An 18,901-nucleotide genomic window follows, 5' to 3' on the forward strand; every position below is an offset into this window, starting at 1 on the left:
GCAAGAATGTCGCTCCGGACAAGCGTCGCCAAAATGTCTCAACCGATGCCCGAAACGGCCCCGGCCGCGTTGCGCCGCGGCGAACGGGAGCGTAAAGACCGCCGCAATCCTGAAACGGCCCGCTTGAAGGGCCATGCAAACACAGGGGAGTCCTGCAAGATGTCGCTCGAGTCCGCCGCCCTGCGGCGCATCGCACCGTCGGCCACCATCGCCATCAGCGCCAAGGCGCGCGCGCTGAAAGCCGCCGGTCGTGACGTGATCGCCCTTTCCGCGGGCGAGCCTGACTTCGACACGCCGGACAATATCAAGAACGCCGCGATCGACGCGATCAAGGCTGGCAAGACCAAGTATACCGACCCGGACGGCATGCCCGAGCTGAAGGCGGCGATCTGCGCCAAGTTCAAGCGCGAGAACGGCCTGGACTACAAGCCAGCCCAGATCCACGTCGCCCCGGGCGGCAAGCCGGTGATCTACAACGCCCTGGTCGCCACCCTGAACCCGGGCGACGAGGTGATCATCCCCGCGCCGTACTGGGTGTCCTATCCCGACATGACCCTGCTGGCCGGCGGCACGCCGGTGTCGGTCGAGACCACCGCCGAGAACGGCTTCAAGATCACGCCGGAAGCCCTGGAAGCGGCGATCACGCCCAAGTCCAAGTGGCTGATCATCAACAGCCCGTCCAACCCCTCGGGCGGCGCCTATACCCGCGCCGAGTTGCAGGCCATCGCCGACGTGCTGCTGCGCCACCCGCAGGTCTGGGTGCTGACCGACGACATGTACGAGCACCTGGTGTTCGACGACTTCGAGTTCACCACCATCGCCCAGGTCGAGCCCAAGCTCTACGACCGCACCCTGACGATGAACGGCGTCTCCAAGGGCTATTCGATGACCGGCTGGCGCATCGGCTACGCCGGCGGCCCCGAAGCGCTGATCAAGGCCATGGGCAAGATGATCAGCCAGACGACCTCCAACCCCTGCTCGATCTCGCAGTGGGCGGCGCTGGAAGCCCTGAACGGTCCGCAGGACTTCATCAAGCCGAACGCCAAGCTGTTCCAGGAGCGCCGCGACCTGGTCGTGTCGATGCTGAACCAGGCCGCCGGCCTGCACTGCCCGACCCCGGAAGGCGCCTTCTACGTCTATCCTTCGTGCGCCGGCCTGATCGGCAAGACCGCGCCGTCGGGCAAGGTCATCGCCACCGACGAGGATTTCGCCGGCGAACTGCTGGAAGCCGAGGGCGTGGCGGTCGTGCACGGCGCGGCGTTCGGCCTCTCGCCATTCTTCCGCATCAGCTACGCGACCAGCAGCGACGTGCTGGAAGACGCCTGCCAACGCATCCAGCGCTTCTGCGCCAGCGTGAAGTAGGCGGTTTCAGGCCTCTGGAACGACGAAGGGGATCGGTTCGCGCCGATCCCCTTTCCTTTATCTAGCCGGGCAGCTGAAACAGATCCTCGACGCTGGTCCCCAGCACCCGCGCCAAGGTCAGCGCCAGGATGGTCGAAGGCACGAAGACGCCGTTCTCGACCGTGTTGATCGTCTTGCGCGAGACCCCGGCGCGGTCGGCCAGTTCCGCCTGGGTCAGCCCCCTCCCCGTGCGGATCTCGCGCAGGCGGTTGTTCAGCCGTTCATGCATCCCGGTAAGCGCGCCGCTCCAGATAGGAAAACACCAGCATCGGAACGGCCACTCCAAAGGTGATCACCGCGTGCAGGACCTCGCGGGTCGTCACCGGGTCGAACAGGCTGACGATGTAGAGGCCGAACGCGATTGCCATCATCGCCCAGAACCCCCAGACCAGAGCCAGGCGTCGGTGCGCCTGGGTGGACTCGTCGTTCAATAGGCCCCGCACATCGCGACCGCGCAGCAGATTGCCGCCCGTGGCCAGCAGAACCAGCAGCGCCAGGGCGTTCACCGCCCAGGCGCCGATCTTCAAATGGTTGATCCGCGACGCTTCGACCAGCGCGCCGTTCGACAGATAGATGGTTTGCAGACCCAGAAACATCACGGCCAGAACCGCGAAGACTCTCGCTCGCCGCTTCGACAACCTTTCGGCCTTCTCGACCCGATTGAGTTCGCTCATCGCGCTCCCCCCTTTATGTAACTTGAAGGTTACGTGTAACTCACAGGTTACATGGCGACAAGGCCGCACGCCCAATCGACTCGAACATTCGTTTGACGCGTCACTTGACCCAGGTCGAAATGCCGAAGCAACCGAGGGAGAGGCGCGTGAGATTGTCCGAACCCAGGATCCGCCCGCTGTCGCCGGACGCCCTCACCGCCGAACAGGCCGAGGCGCTCGCGCCGCTCGGCGGCGGCGGCGTGATTCCGGCGGGCCCGGTGCTGAACATCTTCCGCGTCATGGCCCACGCGCCCAAGGCGTTGAAGGCGTTCCTGACCTGGGGCAACTACATCCTCTCCAGGCATAACGACCTGCCGCCGCGTGAGCGCGAGATCGTCATCCTGCGTACCGGCTTCCTGTGCCGCAGCGGCTACGAATGGACCCAGCATTCCGGCATCGGCCTGCGCTGCGGTCTGACGGTCGAAGAGATCCAGCGACTGAAAGAGGGTCCTGACGCCTCCGGCTGGAGCCCGGCCGACGCGGCGCTGATCCGGGCGAGCGACGAGCTGCACCACGACCAGTTCGTTTCGAACATGACCTGGGCCGCCCTGCTCGCCCACTTCAGCGAAAAGCAGGCGATGGACGTGGTCTTCACCGCCGGCCAGTATACCCAGGTCACGATGCTGCTGAACACCTTCGGCGTCCAGCTGGACGAAGGGCAGACGCTCGATCCCGACCTGAAGAGCTTCTAGGCTTTAGGAGCGTGGCAGCCGAAAGTGTGAGCGGTTTCAGCGCCCGCCACGCTCTAAATGTTTGAGATAGAGCCTGTTTATCCGTTTCTGATGTTTCCATCAGAAACGGACAGGCTCTAGCCGTCGATCCAGTCCGTGAGCCCTTCGCGGGCGTGGACCTCGCGTAGCGCCGGGCGCTGGCGCATCCGATCCAGATAGCGCTTCAGGTTCGGCCATTCCGTCGCCGGCTTGGGCATGTTGCGGCTCCAGCGGCAAAGGATCGTGGTCAAGAGGTCGACCGTGCTGAAGCGGTCGCCGACCATGTAGTCGCGACCAGCCAGGTGCGCGTCCAGCCTCGCCAGACCGGCCTCGATCTTAACGCGAGCGGCGGCCTTGGCGGCCTCCTGCGCCGACTCCCCGGCGGGTTCGTGCGGATAGAACCAAGCCCGGAAGTGCGGCTGGAAGCTGTTGGCCAGCCAGAGAGTCCAACTCAGATATTCGGCGCGCGCGATCGAGCCGAGCGCCGGAGCGAAGCCCGCCTCCGGATGGCGCTCGGCCAGCAGGGTCGCGATGCCGGCCATCTGGGTGATCGGCGCGCCGTCGACGATCAGGGTCGGGACGACGCCGTCGGGATTGAGCGCCAGATAGTCCGGAGTCTTGTGCTCGCCCTTGTCGAAGTCGAGAAGCTTCAGATCGAATGGGACGCCGAGCTCCAACAGCAGCCAGTGGATGGCCGTGCCGGCCGTGCTAGGCGAACCATAAAGGGTGTACATGAGGGCCCTCCGCGCTGATGCGGAGGGTGTCGACTGCTTCTCCAGAATGGTCAAGCCAGCGCGAAAGACCCCCGCCCTCGCGGGCGGAGGCCTTCGAAATCAACCGGGTGGCGCGCTTTAATGCTTCTCGCGCCATTGGGCCTTGGCGTCGTCCTTGGTCAGCGCCAGATGGACCTTGTCGTCGTCGACATATTCCACCCATGACAGCGGGATCAGGTGGTGCTTGAAGCCGCCGCCCAGGTCCAGCTTGGCCAGTTCGATCTCGCCGCCGGCGATGTGATCCACCCGGCCGACATGGCCGCCGTCCGAGCCGACCACTTCCTGATGTTCCTTGATCTGCGAGAGGTCGATCATCTGTCGTCTCCTGGGTTGAGCGGGACCGGAACGTCCCTCGCGACATCAAACGGCCACGTCAGCGGCCAAGTTTCAGCTTGCCATGCACGGGCAGATTGTTCTTGATGTGTTCTCACTCGTTCGGAGACCGCCATGCTCACCCTGTTCCACGCCCCGCGCTCGCGCTCGACGCGCTTCCTGTGGCTGCTGGAGGAACTGGGCGCGCCCTACGAGATCCGAAAGGTCGACATTTATCGCTCCGTCAGCAACACCGGCGCTCGCGATCCGGCCAATCCGCACCCGCACGGCCAGGTGCCGGCCCTGCTGGACGACGGGGTGTTGATCACCGAGTCCGCCGCCATCGCCCTCTATCTGACCGACAAGTTCCCGGCCGCCGGCATCGGGCCGGTCATCGGCGACGCCAAGCGCGGGCCGTACCTGTCGTGGCTGGCCTATTATGCCGGCGTCCTCGAGCCGTCTGTCGTCAATCTGTGGAAGCAACGCCAGGATGACGACGACAAGAAGACCTACCAGGCGCTGGACGATCGTCTGCGGACCACGCTGGAAAGCTCGCCCTGGCTGCTGGGCGACGACTTCTCGGCGGCCGATATCCTGTTTATCAGTCTTCTGCGGTTCGCCCGCCAGATGCTGCCGCCCCACGCGGTCTATGACGACTGGCTGGCCCGCGCCAACGCCCGCCCCGCCGTGGCGCGGGCCTTCGCCAAGGACGACACATGAGCCTTCGCGCCCTTCTCGCCGCCGCCCTGCTCCTGGCGACCGCAGCGCCCGCCCTGGCCGACCCCGCGATCGGCAAGCGCGTCGACGCGGTGTTCGCGGACGACGCCGTGACCCTGACCGAGGCCGGCAAGACGGTGCTGGTCTATCGCACCAAGCCGCTGGACGCCGCGGCCGAGCCCGGTCGGTCGAACTATGTCGGTCAGCTCTACGCTCCGGACGGCGCGGCCCTGACCGAGGACAAGCCCGGCGACCATCCGCACCAGCGGGGCGTCTGGTGGGCCTGGATGAAGGTCCAGACCGGCGGCAAGACCGTCGCCGACGGCTGGTACATGAAGGGCCTGACCTACTTCGTCCGCGAAAAGCGCTTCCTGGGCGACGCCGAAGGCGGCGGGACCCTGACGGTCGAGGTCGACTGGATGGTCAATTCCGGGCCGGAACTGGTCTATATCGCCCGCGAGACCACCAAGGTCACGGTGCGCCCCCAAAAGGCCGGCGCGCGGCGGATCGAGTTCGACACGACCATCACCTCTCGCGTCGACAGCCTCGGCCTGGGCGGCAGCGAGGACGACCGCGGGTTTGGCGGCTTCTCGATCCGTCTGGTCGACCCCGAGCATCTGACCTTCTCGTCGGGCGGCAAGGCCATCGTTCCGAACGGCGCGGCGATCGATGCGGGCGCCAATATGGGCTTCGCCTGGACCGGCGACAGCACGCCCGCCTGGGCCGTGGGTCTGGCCTGCAAGGCCAATGGCCAGGCGGTGACTCGATGGATGCTGTATAATGACCGCTCGATGCAGAACTGCGTCTTCCCCGGCCGCGCCCCGCTGGTGCTGAAGAAGGACGAGGCGCTGCGCCTGCAGGAGACGCTGGTCATCCGTCCCATCGCCAAGAAGAAGCCCTGAGACCCGAGATCCCCATGGCCGACATCGTCAACTTCAACCAGGCCCGCAAGGCCAAGGCCAAGGCCGACGACAAGACCCGCGCCGCCGAGAACCGCGCCAAGTTCGGCCGCACCAAGGGCGAGAAGACGCTCGACGCCGCGCGCGCCGACAAGCTGAAGCGCGACCTGGACGGCGCCAAACGCGAGGACTGAGTTCTGGCTGGATTGAAGAAACGGTCGGTGAACCTCGCCGGCCACGCGACCTCCCTAGCCCTGGAGCCCGAGTTCTGGGCGGCGCTGGAGCGCGCGGCGACCGACGAGGCCTCCAGCCTTGCCGGCCTGATTCAGCGCATCGACTCCGCGCGCGGCGAGCGCCCGCTGGCGTCCGCCTGCCGGGTGTTCGCCCTCGAGCGGGCCAGGCCCTAGCCTACCGCCGCGCCTCGGCTTCCACGCCCGGCCGGCGCTGAAGCGGGATCGGCGCGGGTTGCGGGTTCGGAGTCCTGCGAAGCGCCGGCATCTCGGTCAGGCGCTGGCGGAGATCCACCTTGTCGCCCGCCATGACGCCCAGCTTCCAGGCGCCCAGGACCGCCGCCGCGAGAACGATCACGACCAGCAGAGCGGCCCACACGCCGCCGCCGTCGTTCTTTTGGGCGCTACCGCGATCGGAGGCGTGAGATCCGTCGTGCGCGAGGGTCTTCATGGCCGACCTCAACCCGGGGCCTTGGGCGCTTCAGGGACTTTCGGCGCATCGGGCAGCTTGGGCGCCGAGGCCGAGATGTTCACGTCGACCTTCTTCTTTTGCGTGAAGCCGCCGGACATCATGAAGAAGGCGAGCACCGCGACAATGACCACCAGGCCGCCCACGATGAACGCCAAGCCACTGTTGCCCCCGCCGCTGCTGGTTCCTTCGGCCATGAGAGTCTCCGTGCCTGCCGGCTCTGTTTGTGATGGCGGATCAACGACACGCGCGCCGGGAAGTTCCTTTCCCGACACTTGCCGCGCCGCGTGACGGATCCGGTTGGGGCTTAAGCTCGCCGCGCTTTGTGCTACATATGTTCCATGTATCCCGACGCCGACTCATCTGATTTCCCGGGCGACTTCCCAGGCGACCTCCCCGCTCCCCGCATCTCCGACCTCGCCCGGCCGCAGCCGCCCGTGGGCCAAGGGGCGTCGAGCCGCGCCCTGCCGAACTATCTGGACGGCCTGAACCCCGAGCAGCGCGAGGCGGTCGAGACGACCGAGGGCCCGCTGCTGGTCCTGGCCGGCGCCGGCACCGGCAAGACCCGGGTGCTGACCACGCGCCTGGCCCACATTCTGGCCACCGGCCGCGCCCGGCCGTGGGAGCTGCTGGCCGTCACCTTCACCAACAAGGCCGCGCGCGAGATGCGCGAGCGGATCACCCACATCATCGGCCCCGAGGCCGAGGGCCTGCGCTGGCTGGGCACCTTCCACTCGGTGGCCGCCCAGATCCTGCGCCGCCACGCCGAGCTGATCGGGCTGAAGTCGAACTACACGATCATCGACACCGACGACAACGAGCGGCTGCTGAAGCAGCTGATCGAGGCCGAGAACATCGACGCCAAGCGCTGGACCCCGCGGATTCTCTCGCAGATCATCGACGGCTGGAAGAACCGCGGCTGGACGCCCGACCGCGTCCCGACCAGCGAGGCCGGCGAGTTCGCCAATGGCAAGGGGATTAGCCTCTACCGCCAGTATCAGGAGCGTCTGCGCATCCTGAACGCCTGCGACTTCGGCGACCTGCTGCTGCACAATATCAGCATCTTCACCGGCCATCCGGACGTGCTGGAAGAGTTCCAGCGCCGCTTCAAGTACGTGATGGTCGACGAATACCAGGACACGAACGTCGCTCAATACCTGTGGCTGCGTCTGCTGGCCCAGGGCCGGCAGAACGTCTGCTGCGTCGGCGACGACGACCAGTCGATCTACGGCTGGCGTGGGGCCGAGGTCGACAACATCCTGCGGTTCGAACGCGACTTCGCCGGCGCCAAGGTCGTGCGGCTGGAACGCAACTACCGCTCGACCGAGCACATCCTGGCCGCCGCCTCGGGCCTGATCACCGCCAACAAGGGCCGCCTGGGCAAGACCCTGTGGACCGAGGCGACCGGCGGCGACAAGGTCCGGGTCAGCGGCGTCTGGGACGGCGAGGCCGAGAGTCGGATGATCGCCGACGAGATCGAGCGGGCCAGGAAGGCCGGCCGCAAGTACAATCAGATGGCCATTCTGGTGCGCGCCTCGTTCCAGATGCGGGCCTTCGAAGAGCGGTTCGTGCTGCTGCAGATCCCCTACAAGGTGGTCGGCGGGCCGCGCTTCTTCGAACGGGCCGAGATCCGCGACGCCCACGCCTATCTGCGCCTGATCCAGTCGCCCGACGACGACCTGGCGTTCGAGCGCATCGTCAACACGCCCAAGCGCGGCATCGGCGACACCAGCGTCCAGAAACTGCTGCAGATCGCCCGGCTGGGCGGCGTTTCGACCGTCGACGCGGCGCGCCAGATCATCGCCAGCGACGAGCTGCCGGCCCGCACGCGCACGGCGCTCAGCAACTTCATCCGCGACCTGGACCGCTGGCGCGGGCTGGTCGGGAGCGTCCACCACCAGCGCCTGCTGGAGACGGTGCTGGAGGAGAGCGGCTATACCGACGCCCTGCGCCTGGACAAGGGCCCGACCAGCCAGACCCGGCTGGAGAACCTGAAGGAACTGGTCCAGTCGATGGGCGCCTTCGACACGCTGGAGGCCTATCTGGAGCACGTGTCGCTGGTCATGGACCTGGACCGCGAGGCCACCGGCGACGCCGTCTGGATCATGACCTTGCACTCGGCCAAGGGCCTGGAGTTCCCGCTGGTCTTCCTGCCCGGCTGGGAGGAAGGCGTGTTCCCTAGCCAGCGCAGCATGGACGACAAGGGCGAGAAGGGCCTCGAGGAAGAGCGCCGCCTGGCCTATGTCGGCATCACCCGGGCCCGCGAACAGGCCCTGATCAGCTTCGTGGCCAATCGCCAGGTCTACGGCCGCTGGACCAGCCAGCTGCCCAGCCGCTTCGTCGACGAACTGCCGATCGCCCACGTCGATGCGGCGTCGGAGACTGGCTATTACGGCGGCGGCCCCGGCATGCAGTCGACGGCCGCCTCGCGCTGGGACGATCCGGGCACCTCGGCCTTCCAGGCCGGCAGCTATGACAGCCCCGGCTGGAAACGGGCCCAAGAGCGCACGGCCGGCTTCGGCGAGCGCGGGACCGCGTGGCGCGGCGCGACCACCGCCCGAAGCGGCTCGGCCGCCCGCTCGGCCCCGATCGAGGGCGAAGGCCGGCTGGTCGCGATCTCGGCCCCGTCGAACAGCGCCTACGCGCGCGGCGACCGCGTGTTCCACGTCAAGTTCGGCTACGGCAAGGTGTCCGGCATCGAAGGCAACAAGCTGACGGTGGCGTTCGACAAGGCCGGCGAGAAGAAGGTCATCGACAGCTTCGTCGAGAAGGCTTGAGGGGCGGCCGGATGTTTGCCGCATTGTCCCCTCCGCGCCTGCGGCGCTCCTCCCCCGGAGGGGGAAGACGGTTTCCTCCGCTCCCTCCGGGGGCGGACGGCCGCGAAGCGGCCCGGTGGGGGCAAGGGACATCGGCTTCACGCGGTTCACCGCTGAAGGTGGTGGGGAGGCGACGGAGCGGCCGGGCGAACCCGGAGACCGTGAGTTTGATTTTACGTTTCGGCTCGGACGACCGCTCCGCCAGGCTGTTCTCTGCCGTGAGGACGGCGGGCGTGAGCGTTATCTGCTCGGGCCTCCGTTACCCCCGGACGGGCGTGGACCCAGTCGATCGGCTACATCCGTCTCGACCCCGACGATCCACGATAGGCGGCTTTGGATCGATCACCGCCCTGTCGCTCCGCGCTCGGCTAACCCCTCGGCCTTCGTGTGGTCCCGGATCTATCCACGAACAGACCACCACCCGAACCGAGGCGGCGCCCACGCGGCCCCGCTCAACCTATCCCCATCGCCGCTTTGGGCCGGATCCAAGCGCCCTCCCCTCGCGACGGGGACAGCTCTGAGTATGGGGCGGGTTTGAACGCGGATCATTCAGAGGCGCGTAAAAGTGAGAAGTCGTTGATTTCGTGGAGTTCTATCTCGCGAACGCCGGGGATAGAGCGCGCTCAATCCCCGTACTTGCCCACAAAATCTCGTCATCCCGCGCTTCATGCGCGGGACCATCCATCCGCCGCAAGTGCGGAGCAGATGAAATTCTCACGCGTCAACTGAACCATGGGTCCCACGCATGAAGCGCGGAATGACCAATATTGCTTGGGAACGAGCATCCAACCTGCGCCTCGGTGTCGCGGGGGTTGAACGCGACAGACGGCTAACCATATGCTATCCGGAGAACAGCCTAACGCCTTCGGCCTGATCGGTTGAACGCACCCGGCGCTCCATCGCCCGTTTCTCGCCGTCCTCGACGGCTCGGGCGGATTTTTCCATCCCTTTGATTTCTACGGGTTGGCGACACGCCATGCCCCTGTCTGGAACTACATGAAAACCAACGTTATCCGCGCGGCCGCCCCTCAGCGTGAGCCCCGCATGCATACCCCTACCCGCGTCCAACCGATCACCCGCGCTCCGGCGCCGCGTCCCGCCGCATCCGATTGGGCCTGGCCCGGCATCACCCGCGCCGAGCTGCGCGAGATGGTCATCGAACAGATCGGCTGACCGCGCGCCTTTCCACGATCGCCGTCTCCCAAGCCCCGACCACCACCAGCGCCACGGTCGTCAACACCGACAGCGCCAGCAGGCTCAGGCGCCCGGCGATCGGAACCATCGCCGCCAGCAGCGCCAGGCCGACGATCCGCGTGTGCGACCATCGGCCGAACACGGCCAGCTTGAACACCAGCGACCCGAACAGGAACAGGGCCGGCCCGCCGATCACGGCGGCGGCGGTCTTGAAATCCGCGTGGTTCGAGGAATGGTGGATCACCCACTCGTCCCCGACGGCCGCCACGATGATCCCCGCGACCACCAGCAGGTGGCTGTAGGTATAGGCCACTCGGGCGATGGCCCCGGGATTGGTCGAATGGGCGATCGCCTCGCTGGCCGCCTCGGCGGTCGACGAGAAATAGATCCACCACATGGCGATGCTGCAGACCAGGGCGCTGGCGAAGGCGGCGATCACCTCGGCGCTCCAGGGCAACCCCGCGAAGGTGGCGCCCGTGACGATGATCGACTCCCCGAGGGCGATGATCGTGAACAGGGCGCAGCGCTCGGCCAGGTGTCCGCCCTCGACCGCCCAGTCGTTGGCGTTGGACCGCCCCAGGCCCGGGGTCCAGAAACCAAGGGCCGGCGAGACATATTCCAACCCCATGGCGAAAGCCCAGACCAGCAGGCGCGCCTCGCCCTGCTGGAAGGCGCCGACGATCCAGAAGATCCCGGAAAACGCCAGCCAGGTCAGAATGCGGATGAAATTCTGGCGATGCGCCGGCTCGCGCCAGACGCTGATCACGAAAAACAGGGTGCGCCCGACCTGGATGAAGACATAGGCGGCCGCGAAGACCAGGCCGCGCGCTCCGAAGGCGTCCGGAATGGCCGCGGCCAGCACCAGGGCGGCCGCCATCATCGAAAACAGCATGATCCGCACGGGCGGCCGCTCGGGGTCCAGCCAGTTGGTCGCCCAGGCCGTGAAGATCCACGCCCACCAGACGGCCAGCAGCAGCAGGCCGGCGTGCAACAGCCCGAGGGCGTCGGGGTGGGCCAAGACCGCGTGCGACAGCTGGGTGACCGCGAACACGAACACCAGGTCGAAGAACAGCTCGCCATAGGTGACGCGGGCGCGCTCGTCGGCGTTGCGTTGGCGTAGCAGCGGCTTGCGGTCGGTCATGGCGTCCCCTTCGACGCCGAAACTAGCCGCGCGGCGGCGAGTCTCGCGAGAGGCTTTCGCCAAGCTTCGAACCAAAGGCCGCCGTCGCGCGCTATCTCCAACATGGAACGGCTCGAACATCTCTTTGCGCAGCTAAAGGCCTTCGCCCTCACGCGGCCGATCGCCTATGGCGCGCCGACCTGCGCCGCGATCGGCGTCGTGGCGGGCCTGGCCATGCAGACCGGGCCGCAGGACGGCCCGTACGCGCCCGAGATGGAACCGGCCCAAACGCCCTACGAGGCCATGGCCGAACCGATCGCGTGGCCGGCCGGCAAGGTCCCCGACTATGTGATCGGCACCGACTTCCTGCGGGCCACCCAGCCGCCTCCGGTCCAGATGGCTTCGTACGAGGAACCCGCCTACGAAGCCCCGCCGATGCCGGACATCCCGCCCTATCAGTCCGGTCAGCATGGTCCCGCGGCGACGCCGCCCGATCCCGACGGCCCGCATTGGGCGTCGGAGCGTGGCGATATCCTCGACGTCTCCCTGCCCGAGGACCGCACGCCGCCTTCCACCCCGCTGGCCGCCGCGCAGACAACCCCGGTGGTGCTGGCCGACGCGGCAGCGACCGGCATGACGACGCGCTGAAGGCTCGCTTTTTCGACCCTTTGCCGCTAACGGAGCGGCATGACCGACTATACGCCCCAGCAGATCGTCGCCCGCGGCGCGCGCGCCGAAGCCGAGACCGCCGCCGACGCCATCGACAACCATCCGGGCCTGGAAGGCGCGACCTACTCGATCCTGGAAGAGGACGAGGACAAGAACGTCTGGCGCATCGACGCCTTCCCGACCACGGAAGACGAGGACGCGGGCCTGATGGCCCTCTTGGCGGAACACGACCTGAAGGTCACGCGCGACACCCTGGCCGACGCCGACTGGCTGGCCATGGCGCTGTCGGGCCTGCCACCGGTGCGAGCCGGCCGCTTCTTCGTCTACGGCATGCACGATCGTGGCCGCCTGCCGGCCAGCACGATCAACCTGCGCATCGAGGCTGGCGCGGCCTTCGGCACCGGTCACCACGGCACCACCGTCGGCTGCCTCCAGGCCTATGACCGCCTGATCAAGGGCAGCAAGTTCAACAAGGTGCTGGACGTCGGCGCCGGCACGGGCCTGCTGGCCATCGCCGCGGCCCGCACGGGCGCGAAGCTGGCCGTCGGCACCGACATCGACAAGCCGTCCGTGCGGATCGCCAAGGAAAACGCCCAGGTCAACAAGGCCAACGCCCGCTTCGTCCACGCTTCGGGCCTGTCGAACAGGCTGGTGGCGCAAAACGCGCCCTACGACCTGGTGTTCGCCAACATCCTGGCGCGCCCGCTGATCAGCCTGGCCCAGGACATCAAGCGCGCCCTGGTCCCCGGCGGCACGGTCATCCTGTCGGGCCTGCTGCGCACCCAGGAGCGGATGGTCAAGGCGGCCTATCTGTCGCGCGGCTTCAAGGTGGTGAACCGCATCCACCGCGACGCCTGGGCGACGCTGGTGCTGCAGCGCCCCTGACCGGAACCGCGCGGTCAAGGGCCACGTTTCTCTGGGCACAAGCCTTGTGGCTGGAGGAACCGCCCATGACCTACACCGATCCCCAAACCCCGCCGCCGGAGCGTCCGGTGGAGCGTCACGTCGAGGTCCGCGAGAGCGGCTCCAACAACGCCGGCTGGCTGATCGCCGGCATGATCGCCATCGTCGCGGTCGTCGCCGTCGGCTTCCTGATGATGCGTCCCAGCGGGACCGATCCGAACCAGCTGCAGCAGGCCCAGGAACAGGGCCGCCAGGCCGGTCTGGTCGAAGGCGCCTCCTCGGCCACCCAGGCCGCCCAAGCCGCCGCCGAGAACGCCGCCCGCGACGCCCGCGCGACCGCCGACCAGGTCCGCCGCGACGGCCAGCAAGCCGCACAGAGCGCCGCCCAGTCGGCTCAGGACGCCGCCGACCGCGCCGCTGCCAGCCGCAACGACCAAGCCGCCTCGCCCGACAATCCGCCGGCGCAGCCGCAGCAATAAGCGTCCCCTTTCCAGGGCCGGGCCGGCGGATTACATCGAGGCATGCGCCAGACCTTCGATGAATCCACCGACCCGTCCTTTGGTCCCCAGCACGTCCCCCTGATCCGCGCGGCCATGGCCGCCCAGGGCCTGGATGGCTTCCTCGTGCCGCACGAGGACGAGCATCAGAACGAGTATTTGCCCCCCGCCAACGACCGCCTGGCCTGGGCCAGCGGCTTCACCGGCTCGGCCGGGGCCGGCGTGATCCTGAAGGACCGTGCGGCGGTGTTCGTCGACGGCCGCTACACACTGCAGGTTCGCGAGCAGGTCGATCAGGGCGTGTTCGAGATCCGCGACCTCGTCGAGGGCGGCGTGCCCGCCTATCTGGAAACCGCTGAGAAGGGCGCGGTGATCGGCTACGACGCCCGCCTGCACAGCCCCGCGGCCCTGGACGGCCTGAAGGCCGCCGCCAGCCGGGCCGGCGCGGTGCTGAAACCCGTCGCCGCCAATCCAGTCGACCAGGCCTGGGGTCAGGCCCGGCCCGCCCAGCCGATGGCGCCGATCGTTCCGCATTACGTCGAATACGCCGGCGAGGAGTCGAGCTCCAAGCGCGCCCGCGTCGGCGCCGCGGTGGCCGGGCTGGGCGCGGACGCGACGGTGATCACCGCCCCGGCCTCGATCGCCTGGCTGTTCAACATCCGCGGCGGCGACGTCATCCGCTCGCCCCTGCCGCTGTCGCAGGCGATCCTCAACGCCGACGGCACGGCGCGCCTGTTCATCGAGCCGGCCAAGGTCACCGCCGACCTGCCCGCCTGGCTGGGCAACCAGGTCTCGCTGGAGACACCGGACAAGCTGGAGGAAGCCCTGGGCGACCTGTCGGGCAAGAGCGTCGTGGTCGATCCCGGCCAGTCCTCGGCCTGGTACTTCGACACCCTGGCCGCCGCCGGCGCCAAGGTGGTGCGGGCCATGGATCCCTGCACCCTGCCCCGCGCCTGCAAGAATGCCGTCGAGCTGGACGGCACACGCGAGGCGCACAAGCGCGACGGCGCGGCCCTGACCCGCTTCCTGCACTGGCTCGCCACCGAGGGCCAGATCAATCCGCCGGACGAGAAGGAGGCCGTCGCCAAGCTGGAGGCCTTCCGCGAGGCCACCGGCGTGCTGAAGGACCTCAGCTTCGACACCATCGGCGCGGCCAACGGCCACGGCGCCCTGCCCCACTACCGCCCGACCGAGCGCAGCAACCAACGCGCGGCGATGGGCTCGTTGCTGCTGGTCGACAGCGGCGGCCAATATCTGGACGGCACCACCGACGTCACCCGCACCGTCGCCATCGGCGAGCCGTCGGCCGAGATGGTCAATCGCAACACCCTGGTGCTGAAGGGCCACCTGGCCATCGCCCGCCTGCGCTTCCCGGCCGGCACCACCGGCTCGGCGATCGACGCCCTGGCGCGGATGGCGTTGTGGGCGCAGGGGCTGGACTACGACCACGGCACCGGCCACGGCGTCGGCGTCTATCTGGGCGTCCACGAAGGCCCGCAGCGGATCTCCAAGGCCCCGAACGTCATCGCCCTGCAGCCCGGCATGATCGTCTCGAACGAGCCCGGCTACTACAAGGACGGCGAATACGGCATCCGGATCGAGAACCTGGAAGTCGTCATGCCGGCCGAGGACATCCCCGGCGGCGACCGCCCGATGCACCGCTTCGAGGCCCTGACCCTGGCCCCGATCGATCGTCGCCTGATCGACAAGGCGCTGCTGACGGCCGAGGAGACAGCGCAGGTCGACGCCTACCACGCGCGGGTGCTGCGCGAGATCGGGCCGCGGGTTGAGCCGGAAGTGCGGGCCTGGATGGAAGAGGTCTGCGCGCCGCTTTAGCGGTCACTTGCCCCCACCTGACCATGCTTCGCATGGTCGTCCGCCCCCGGAGGGGGCGGAAGATGCGCGTCCGTCTTCCCCCTACGGAGGAGGAGGGCCGAAGGCCCGGAGGGGGCGAGTAAGCAGCCTTACCGAATCCGCGTCCACTTCTGCGTCTTGCAGAATGGCGCGACGATGCAGCCCTTCAGCTTCAGCTCGTTGTCGCTGAGCTGCTCGATTGTGCCCGAATAGGTGCCGCCGTCCTCGGGATTGTAGACCTTGCCGCCGGTCCACTTCTTGGGGCCGCCGGTGAAGTCGTACAGCATCTGCAGGCCCTTCAGGGTCCGGCCGCGCTGGGCCTCGTCCTTGTTCTTGGTGTCCTTCAGCGTCGGGTCGTTCTTGATGTTGTTCGAGGTCACCAGCTTGCCGCACAGGCTGTTGCCGCAGCGGGCGATCTCGACCTGGCCGCCGTTGCCGGGCGTGGCCCACAGGCCCGTGACGTCGGCGGCGAAGGCCGGGGCGGCCATGGCGGTCAGGGCGGCGGCGAGCAGGATGGTGCGCAGCATTTAGAACTCCCAAATCGGTTCGCGCATTCGAATGCGCGTTTGGCGTCATTCGTTGCGTGATCCGCCCAGTCAGGACAAGAGGCGCGGCGAAAACGAGGCGTGATTTGCGGTCGCGACGATCCGCCTCAACCGGCGAAGGCCGGCCGGCGATACTTCGGGGCTCCGCGTGGGGGCGCATAACCGTCGGGATCCAGCCGCCCCAGCGTCATGCCGAGTCTGCCCGGCAGGTCGCGCAGATGCCCGACGCCGTTCAGGCCGGCCGCCGCCAGGGCCACCCGCCCGCATGCATAGGCGTCGGCCGCCGCGTCGTGGTGGGCGAAGTCGACGCCGAGATGACCGCAGACCACGTTCAGCTTGTGCGACGGCAGGTCCGGCCAGACGCTTCGCGCCACCTGAACCGTGCAGGCGTAGTCGAAGCCAGGCGGGCTGATGTCGTAGTGCTCGCAGGTCCGGCGAATGACGCTGATGTCGAACGAGGCGTTGTGCGCCAAGACGAGGGCGCCCTGCAGCGCGGGCCGCAGGCGTTCCAGCACGTCCGGCCAGTCTTCGGCGTCCTCGACGTGCTCGGGCCGGATGCCGTGGAACGCCATGTTGAACGACGCGAACCGCATGCCCGGCGGACGGATGTAGTGGTGCTCGACCCGCGCCACCTGGCCGTCCTCGATCCAGGCCAGGCCGATGGAGCACGGGCTGGCGCGCTGCTCGTTGGCGGTCTCGAAGTCGATGGCGATGACCGTCATGCCCCCACCATCGCCAGCCATTCGTCCTCGGTCATCACCTGGACGCCCAACTCCGTCGCGGTCTTCAGCTTGGAGCCGGCGCCGGGGCCGGCGACGACCAGGTCGGTCTTCTTCGACACCGACGAGGCGACCTTGGCCCCCAGCCCCTCGGCCTGGGCCTTGGCCTCGTCGCGGGTCATCTTCTCCAGCGCGCCGGTGAAGACGATGGTCTTGCCGGCCACGGCCGTGTCGGTCTTGGGCTTGGCGACCGGCTGGATGTCCAGCTCGGCGACCAGATTGGCGACCTTGGCGCGGTTATGGTCCTCGGCGAAGAACCGGGCCAGCGACTGGGCCGCCACGGGACCCACGCCGTCGATGGCGGCCAGGTGCAGATAGTCGTCGCCCGGCGCGCCCGAGGCGGCGGCGGCCAGACCCTCGGCGAAGGCGTCCCAGGTCCCGTAGCGCTGGGCCAGGGCCGCGCGGGCCGGCTTGGTCAGCTTGGGGACCGCGTGGCCGATCTTGATCTCCAGATCATCCGTTTGCGGCCACGGATCGGCCATCGGCCCGCCCTTCCCCGCCTCGACCAGGGTGTCCAGCGCCTTGGGCCCGACCCCCGGCGCGGTGGAGAGCTCCAGATAGGTTTCGCCCGGCAGGCCCTGGGCGGCCTTCTCGGCGGCGGCTTGCAGGTCCTCGAAGCGGTCGAAGTTGCGGGCCAGCACGGTCGAGGTGGTCTCGCCGATGTCGCGCGCGCCCAGGCCGTAGATCATCCGGTCCATGCCGATCGTGCGCCGGGCCTCGATGCCCTTGATCAGGTTGGCGACCGACGTCTCGCCGTAGCCGTCGCGTTCGCGCAGGGTCGCCAGCTTCTCCTCGTCCTTGGCCAGCTTGAAGATATCGGCCGGTTCGGTGATCCAGCCCTCGTCGAAAAACGCCTGCAGCTGCTTCTCGCCCAGGCCCTCGATGTCGAAGGCGCGGCGGGACACGAAGTGGCGCAGGTGCTCGACCCGCTGGAACGGACAGGCGAACTCGCCGGTGCAACGGCGCACCACCGATTCCTGGCCCGAGGCCGTGACCTCGCGGGCCAGCGGCGTTCGCAGCGGGCACGGGCAGACGTGCGGGAACTCGTAGGGCTCCGGCGCCGGGTCGGGCCGCGCCTCCAGCGCCACCTCGACGATCTGCGGGATCACGTCGCCGGCCCGTTGGATGATCACGGTGTCGCCGATGCGCGCGTCCAACCGAGCGATCTCGTCGCCATTGTGCAGGGTGGCGTTGGTCACCGAGACGCCGCCGACCGTGACTGGCTTCAGCCGCGCGACGGGCGTGATGGCGCCGGTGCGGCCGACCTGCAGGTCGATGGCTTCCAGGATGGTGCGGGCCCGCTGGGCCGGGAACTTGCGGGCGATGGCCCAGCGCGGCGAGCGCGAGACGAAGCCTAGACGGCGCTGCTGCTCCAGGTCGTCGACCTTGTAGACGACGCCGTCGATGTCGAAGCCCAGGGTCGGCCGCAGGGTCTCGAACGCGGCGTAGACGTCCAGCAGGCCCTGGGCGTTCTCGACGCGCTTGGCCGGCGGGGCCGTGGTCACGAAGCCCCATTCGGAGAGCTTTTCCAGCGCGCCCCATTGGCTGTCGGCGAACGGCTCGGACAGCAAGCCCCAGGCATAGCCGAAAAACCGCAGCGGCCGCTGGGCGCTGATCTTCGGATCGATCTGGCGCAGCGAGCCGGCGGCGAAGTTGCGCGGGTTGGCGTAGGTGCGCTGCCCGGCCTCGAGCGCGGCGGCGTTGAAGGCGGCGAAGGCGTCGAGCTCGACATAGACCTCGCCGCGCACCTCGATCACGTCGGGCCAGCCCGAGCCCTTCAGGCGGTGGGGGATGTCGGCGATGGTCCGCAGATTGGCCGTGACGTCCTCGCCCACCCGGCCGTCGCCGCGCGTCGCGCCCTGGACCAGCACGCCCTTCTCGTAGCGCAGCGAGGCCGACAGGCCGTCGATCTTGGGCTCGGCCGTGTAGGCCACGGTGTCGGACGGCGAAAGCCGCAGGAACCGCCGGATCCGCGCATCGAACTCGATCGCCTCGTCATTGGAGAAGGCGTTGTCCAGGCTGAGCATCGGCACCCCGTGCTCGACCGGCGAGAATTGCTCGGCGCGCGCCGCGCCCACGCGCATGGACGGGGAATTATCGCGGACCAGGTGCGGGAACCGGGTCTCGATGTCGAGGTTGCGACGCTTGAGGGCGTCGTACTCGCCATCGCTGATCGTGGGCGCATCCTGCTGGTGATAGGCCAGGTCGTGGGCGGTCAGCTGGTCGGCGAGCTGCTCCAGTTCCTCGACGGCCTGGGCTTCGGTGAGGTCGGCGACGGGGATCTGGGACACGGGCGGCGA

General features: G+C 68.2%; 22 protein-coding genes and 1 pseudogene. 12 read left to right on the forward strand and 11 right to left on the reverse strand.

All coding sequences use genetic code 11. The features are described from left to right. Window positions 1-159: 159 nt before the first annotated feature. Window positions 160-1,362, forward strand: a complete 1,203-nt coding sequence (locus ABIC66_RS05485) for a pyridoxal phosphate-dependent aminotransferase (protein WP_354068393.1) — start codon at window positions 160-162, stop codon at window positions 1,360-1,362. 61 nt (window positions 1,363-1,423) lie between these two features. On the opposite strand, the gene ABIC66_RS05490 is transcribed toward ABIC66_RS05485, so the two are convergent. Further along, window positions 1,424-1,630 (reverse strand): helix-turn-helix transcriptional regulator, encoded by a 207-nt coding sequence (locus tag ABIC66_RS05490; protein WP_354068394.1) that lies wholly within the window; start codon window positions 1,628-1,630, stop codon window positions 1,424-1,426. After that, entirely contained in the window at window positions 1,623-2,075 is a 453-nt protein-coding gene (locus tag ABIC66_RS05495; RefSeq protein WP_354068395.1) for a hypothetical protein, read from the reverse strand. Before ABIC66_RS05495 ends, ABIC66_RS05490 begins: the two co-directional genes overlap by 8 nt. A 146-nt stretch (window positions 2,076-2,221) precedes the next feature. Here ABIC66_RS05495 and ABIC66_RS05500 point away from each other — a divergent pair, with 146 nt between their 5' ends. Continuing rightward, the gene (locus ABIC66_RS05500) at window positions 2,222-2,806 is read left to right on the forward strand and encodes a carboxymuconolactone decarboxylase family protein (protein ID WP_354068396.1); all 585 of its coding nucleotides are present in this window, start codon (window positions 2,222-2,224) and stop codon (window positions 2,804-2,806) included. 116 nt (window positions 2,807-2,922) lie between these two features. On the opposite strand, the gene ABIC66_RS05505 is transcribed toward ABIC66_RS05500, so the two are convergent. Further along, window positions 2,923-3,558, reverse strand: coding sequence for a glutathione S-transferase family protein (locus ABIC66_RS05505; protein ID WP_354068397.1), 636 nt, complete (start codon window positions 3,556-3,558; stop codon window positions 2,923-2,925). A 117-nt stretch (window positions 3,559-3,675) separates the two neighbouring features. Beyond that, window positions 3,676-3,912 (reverse strand): DUF2171 domain-containing protein, encoded by a 237-nt coding sequence (locus tag ABIC66_RS05510; protein ID WP_354068398.1) that lies wholly within the window; start codon window positions 3,910-3,912, stop codon window positions 3,676-3,678. A gap of 132 nt (window positions 3,913-4,044) precedes the next feature. Here ABIC66_RS05510 and ABIC66_RS05515 point away from each other — a divergent pair, with 132 nt between their 5' ends. The 4 genes from ABIC66_RS05515 to ABIC66_RS05530 are packed head-to-tail and all read left to right on the forward strand — an operon-like array spanning window position 4,045 to window position 5,932. Continuing rightward, complete coding sequence (locus tag ABIC66_RS05515; protein ID WP_354068399.1) at window positions 4,045-4,629, forward strand: glutathione S-transferase family protein; 585 nt, start codon at window positions 4,045-4,047, stop codon at window positions 4,627-4,629. Then, complete coding sequence (locus ABIC66_RS05520; protein WP_354068400.1) at window positions 4,626-5,528, forward strand: DUF6807 family protein; 903 nt, start codon at window positions 4,626-4,628, stop codon at window positions 5,526-5,528. The genes ABIC66_RS05515 and ABIC66_RS05520 overlap by 4 nt, the downstream gene beginning before the upstream one ends. A gap of 14 nt (window positions 5,529-5,542) precedes the next feature. After that, window positions 5,543-5,719 carry a DUF4169 family protein gene (locus tag ABIC66_RS05525; protein ID WP_082539581.1) on the forward strand — a complete coding sequence of 59 codons (177 nt, stop codon included), beginning with the start codon at window positions 5,543-5,545 and terminating at the stop codon, window positions 5,717-5,719. Between the two features lie 3 nt (window positions 5,720-5,722). Then, window positions 5,723-5,932, forward strand: coding sequence for a ribbon-helix-helix domain-containing protein (locus ABIC66_RS05530; protein WP_354069377.1), 210 nt, complete (start codon window positions 5,723-5,725; stop codon window positions 5,930-5,932). A 1-nt stretch (window position 5,933) separates the two neighbouring features. Here ABIC66_RS05530 and ABIC66_RS05535 read toward each other — a convergent pair whose 3' ends face one another. Together ABIC66_RS05535 and ABIC66_RS05540 are read right to left on the reverse strand one after the other, a co-directional pair. Then, on the reverse strand, window positions 5,934-6,206 hold the full coding sequence (locus ABIC66_RS05535) for a hypothetical protein (RefSeq protein WP_354068401.1): 273 nt from the start codon (window positions 6,204-6,206) through the stop codon (window positions 5,934-5,936). Between the two features lie 8 nt (window positions 6,207-6,214). Continuing rightward, a complete protein-coding gene (locus tag ABIC66_RS05540; protein ID WP_354068402.1) occupies window positions 6,215-6,421 on the reverse strand; it encodes a flagellar basal body-associated FliL family protein in 207 nt (68 codons plus the stop codon). A 144-nt stretch (window positions 6,422-6,565) separates the two neighbouring features. Here ABIC66_RS05540 and ABIC66_RS05545 point away from each other — a divergent pair, with 144 nt between their 5' ends. Then, window positions 6,566-9,001, forward strand: a complete 2,436-nt coding sequence (locus ABIC66_RS05545) for an ATP-dependent helicase (protein WP_354068403.1) — start codon at window positions 6,566-6,568, stop codon at window positions 8,999-9,001. A 691-nt stretch (window positions 9,002-9,692) separates the two neighbouring features. Here ABIC66_RS05545 and ABIC66_RS24160 read toward each other — a convergent pair. Further along, window positions 9,693-9,774 (reverse strand): annotated as a pseudogene (locus ABIC66_RS24160) (hypothetical protein); the annotation flags it as partial. A 310-nt stretch (window positions 9,775-10,084) separates the two neighbouring features. Between ABIC66_RS24160 and ABIC66_RS05550 the strand changes: the two are divergent. After that, on the forward strand, window positions 10,085-10,213 hold the full coding sequence (locus ABIC66_RS05550) for a hypothetical protein (protein WP_354068404.1): 129 nt from the start codon (window positions 10,085-10,087) through the stop codon (window positions 10,211-10,213). Here the strand turns inward: ABIC66_RS05550 and ABIC66_RS05555 are convergent. Next, window positions 10,194-11,375 (reverse strand): low temperature requirement protein A, encoded by a 1,182-nt coding sequence (locus tag ABIC66_RS05555; RefSeq protein WP_354068405.1) that lies wholly within the window; start codon window positions 11,373-11,375, stop codon window positions 10,194-10,196. The genes ABIC66_RS05550 and ABIC66_RS05555 overlap by 20 nt on opposite strands. A 102-nt stretch (window positions 11,376-11,477) precedes the next feature. Here ABIC66_RS05555 and ABIC66_RS05560 point away from each other — a divergent pair, with 102 nt between their 5' ends. From ABIC66_RS05560 to ABIC66_RS05575, 4 genes are all read left to right on the forward strand, one after another. Next, window positions 11,478-12,002 carry a hypothetical protein gene (locus ABIC66_RS05560; RefSeq protein ID WP_354068406.1) on the forward strand — a complete coding sequence of 175 codons (525 nt, stop codon included), beginning with the start codon at window positions 11,478-11,480 and terminating at the stop codon, window positions 12,000-12,002. Window positions 12,003-12,041: 39 nt separating this feature from the next. After that, window positions 12,042-12,908 (forward strand): 50S ribosomal protein L11 methyltransferase, encoded by an 867-nt coding sequence (locus ABIC66_RS05565; protein WP_354068407.1) that lies wholly within the window; start codon window positions 12,042-12,044, stop codon window positions 12,906-12,908. A 65-nt stretch (window positions 12,909-12,973) separates the two neighbouring features. Next, the gene (locus tag ABIC66_RS05570; RefSeq protein WP_354068408.1) at window positions 12,974-13,405 is read left to right on the forward strand and encodes a hypothetical protein; all 432 of its coding nucleotides are present in this window, start codon (window positions 12,974-12,976) and stop codon (window positions 13,403-13,405) included. Window positions 13,406-13,447: 42 nt separating this feature from the next. Beyond that, window positions 13,448-15,259 carry an aminopeptidase P family protein gene (locus ABIC66_RS05575; RefSeq protein WP_354068409.1) on the forward strand — a complete coding sequence of 604 codons (1,812 nt, stop codon included), beginning with the start codon at window positions 13,448-13,450 and terminating at the stop codon, window positions 15,257-15,259. 128 nt (window positions 15,260-15,387) lie between these two features. Here the strand turns inward: ABIC66_RS05575 and ABIC66_RS05580 are convergent, their stop codons facing one another. The 3 genes from ABIC66_RS05580 to ligA all read right to left on the reverse strand — a co-directional run bounded on the left by ABIC66_RS05580 (window position 15,388) and on the right by ligA (window position 18,892). Continuing rightward, window positions 15,388-15,804 (reverse strand): DUF2147 domain-containing protein, encoded by a 417-nt coding sequence (locus ABIC66_RS05580; RefSeq protein ID WP_354068410.1) that lies wholly within the window; start codon window positions 15,802-15,804, stop codon window positions 15,388-15,390. Window positions 15,805-15,929: 125 nt separating this feature from the next. Beyond that, complete coding sequence (locus tag ABIC66_RS05585; RefSeq protein ID WP_502910308.1) at window positions 15,930-16,565, reverse strand: 3'-5' exonuclease; 636 nt, start codon at window positions 16,563-16,565, stop codon at window positions 15,930-15,932. After that, window positions 16,541-18,892, reverse strand: a complete 2,352-nt coding sequence (gene ligA / locus ABIC66_RS05590) for an NAD-dependent DNA ligase LigA (RefSeq protein WP_354068412.1) — start codon at window positions 18,890-18,892, stop codon at window positions 16,541-16,543. The genes ABIC66_RS05585 and ligA overlap by 25 nt, the downstream gene beginning before the upstream one ends. Between the last annotated feature and the right edge of the window lie 9 nt (window positions 18,893-18,901).

This window comes from Caulobacter sp. 1776, from assembly GCF_040545685.1.
Classification (GTDB): Bacteria; Pseudomonadota; Alphaproteobacteria; order Caulobacterales; family Caulobacteraceae; genus Caulobacter.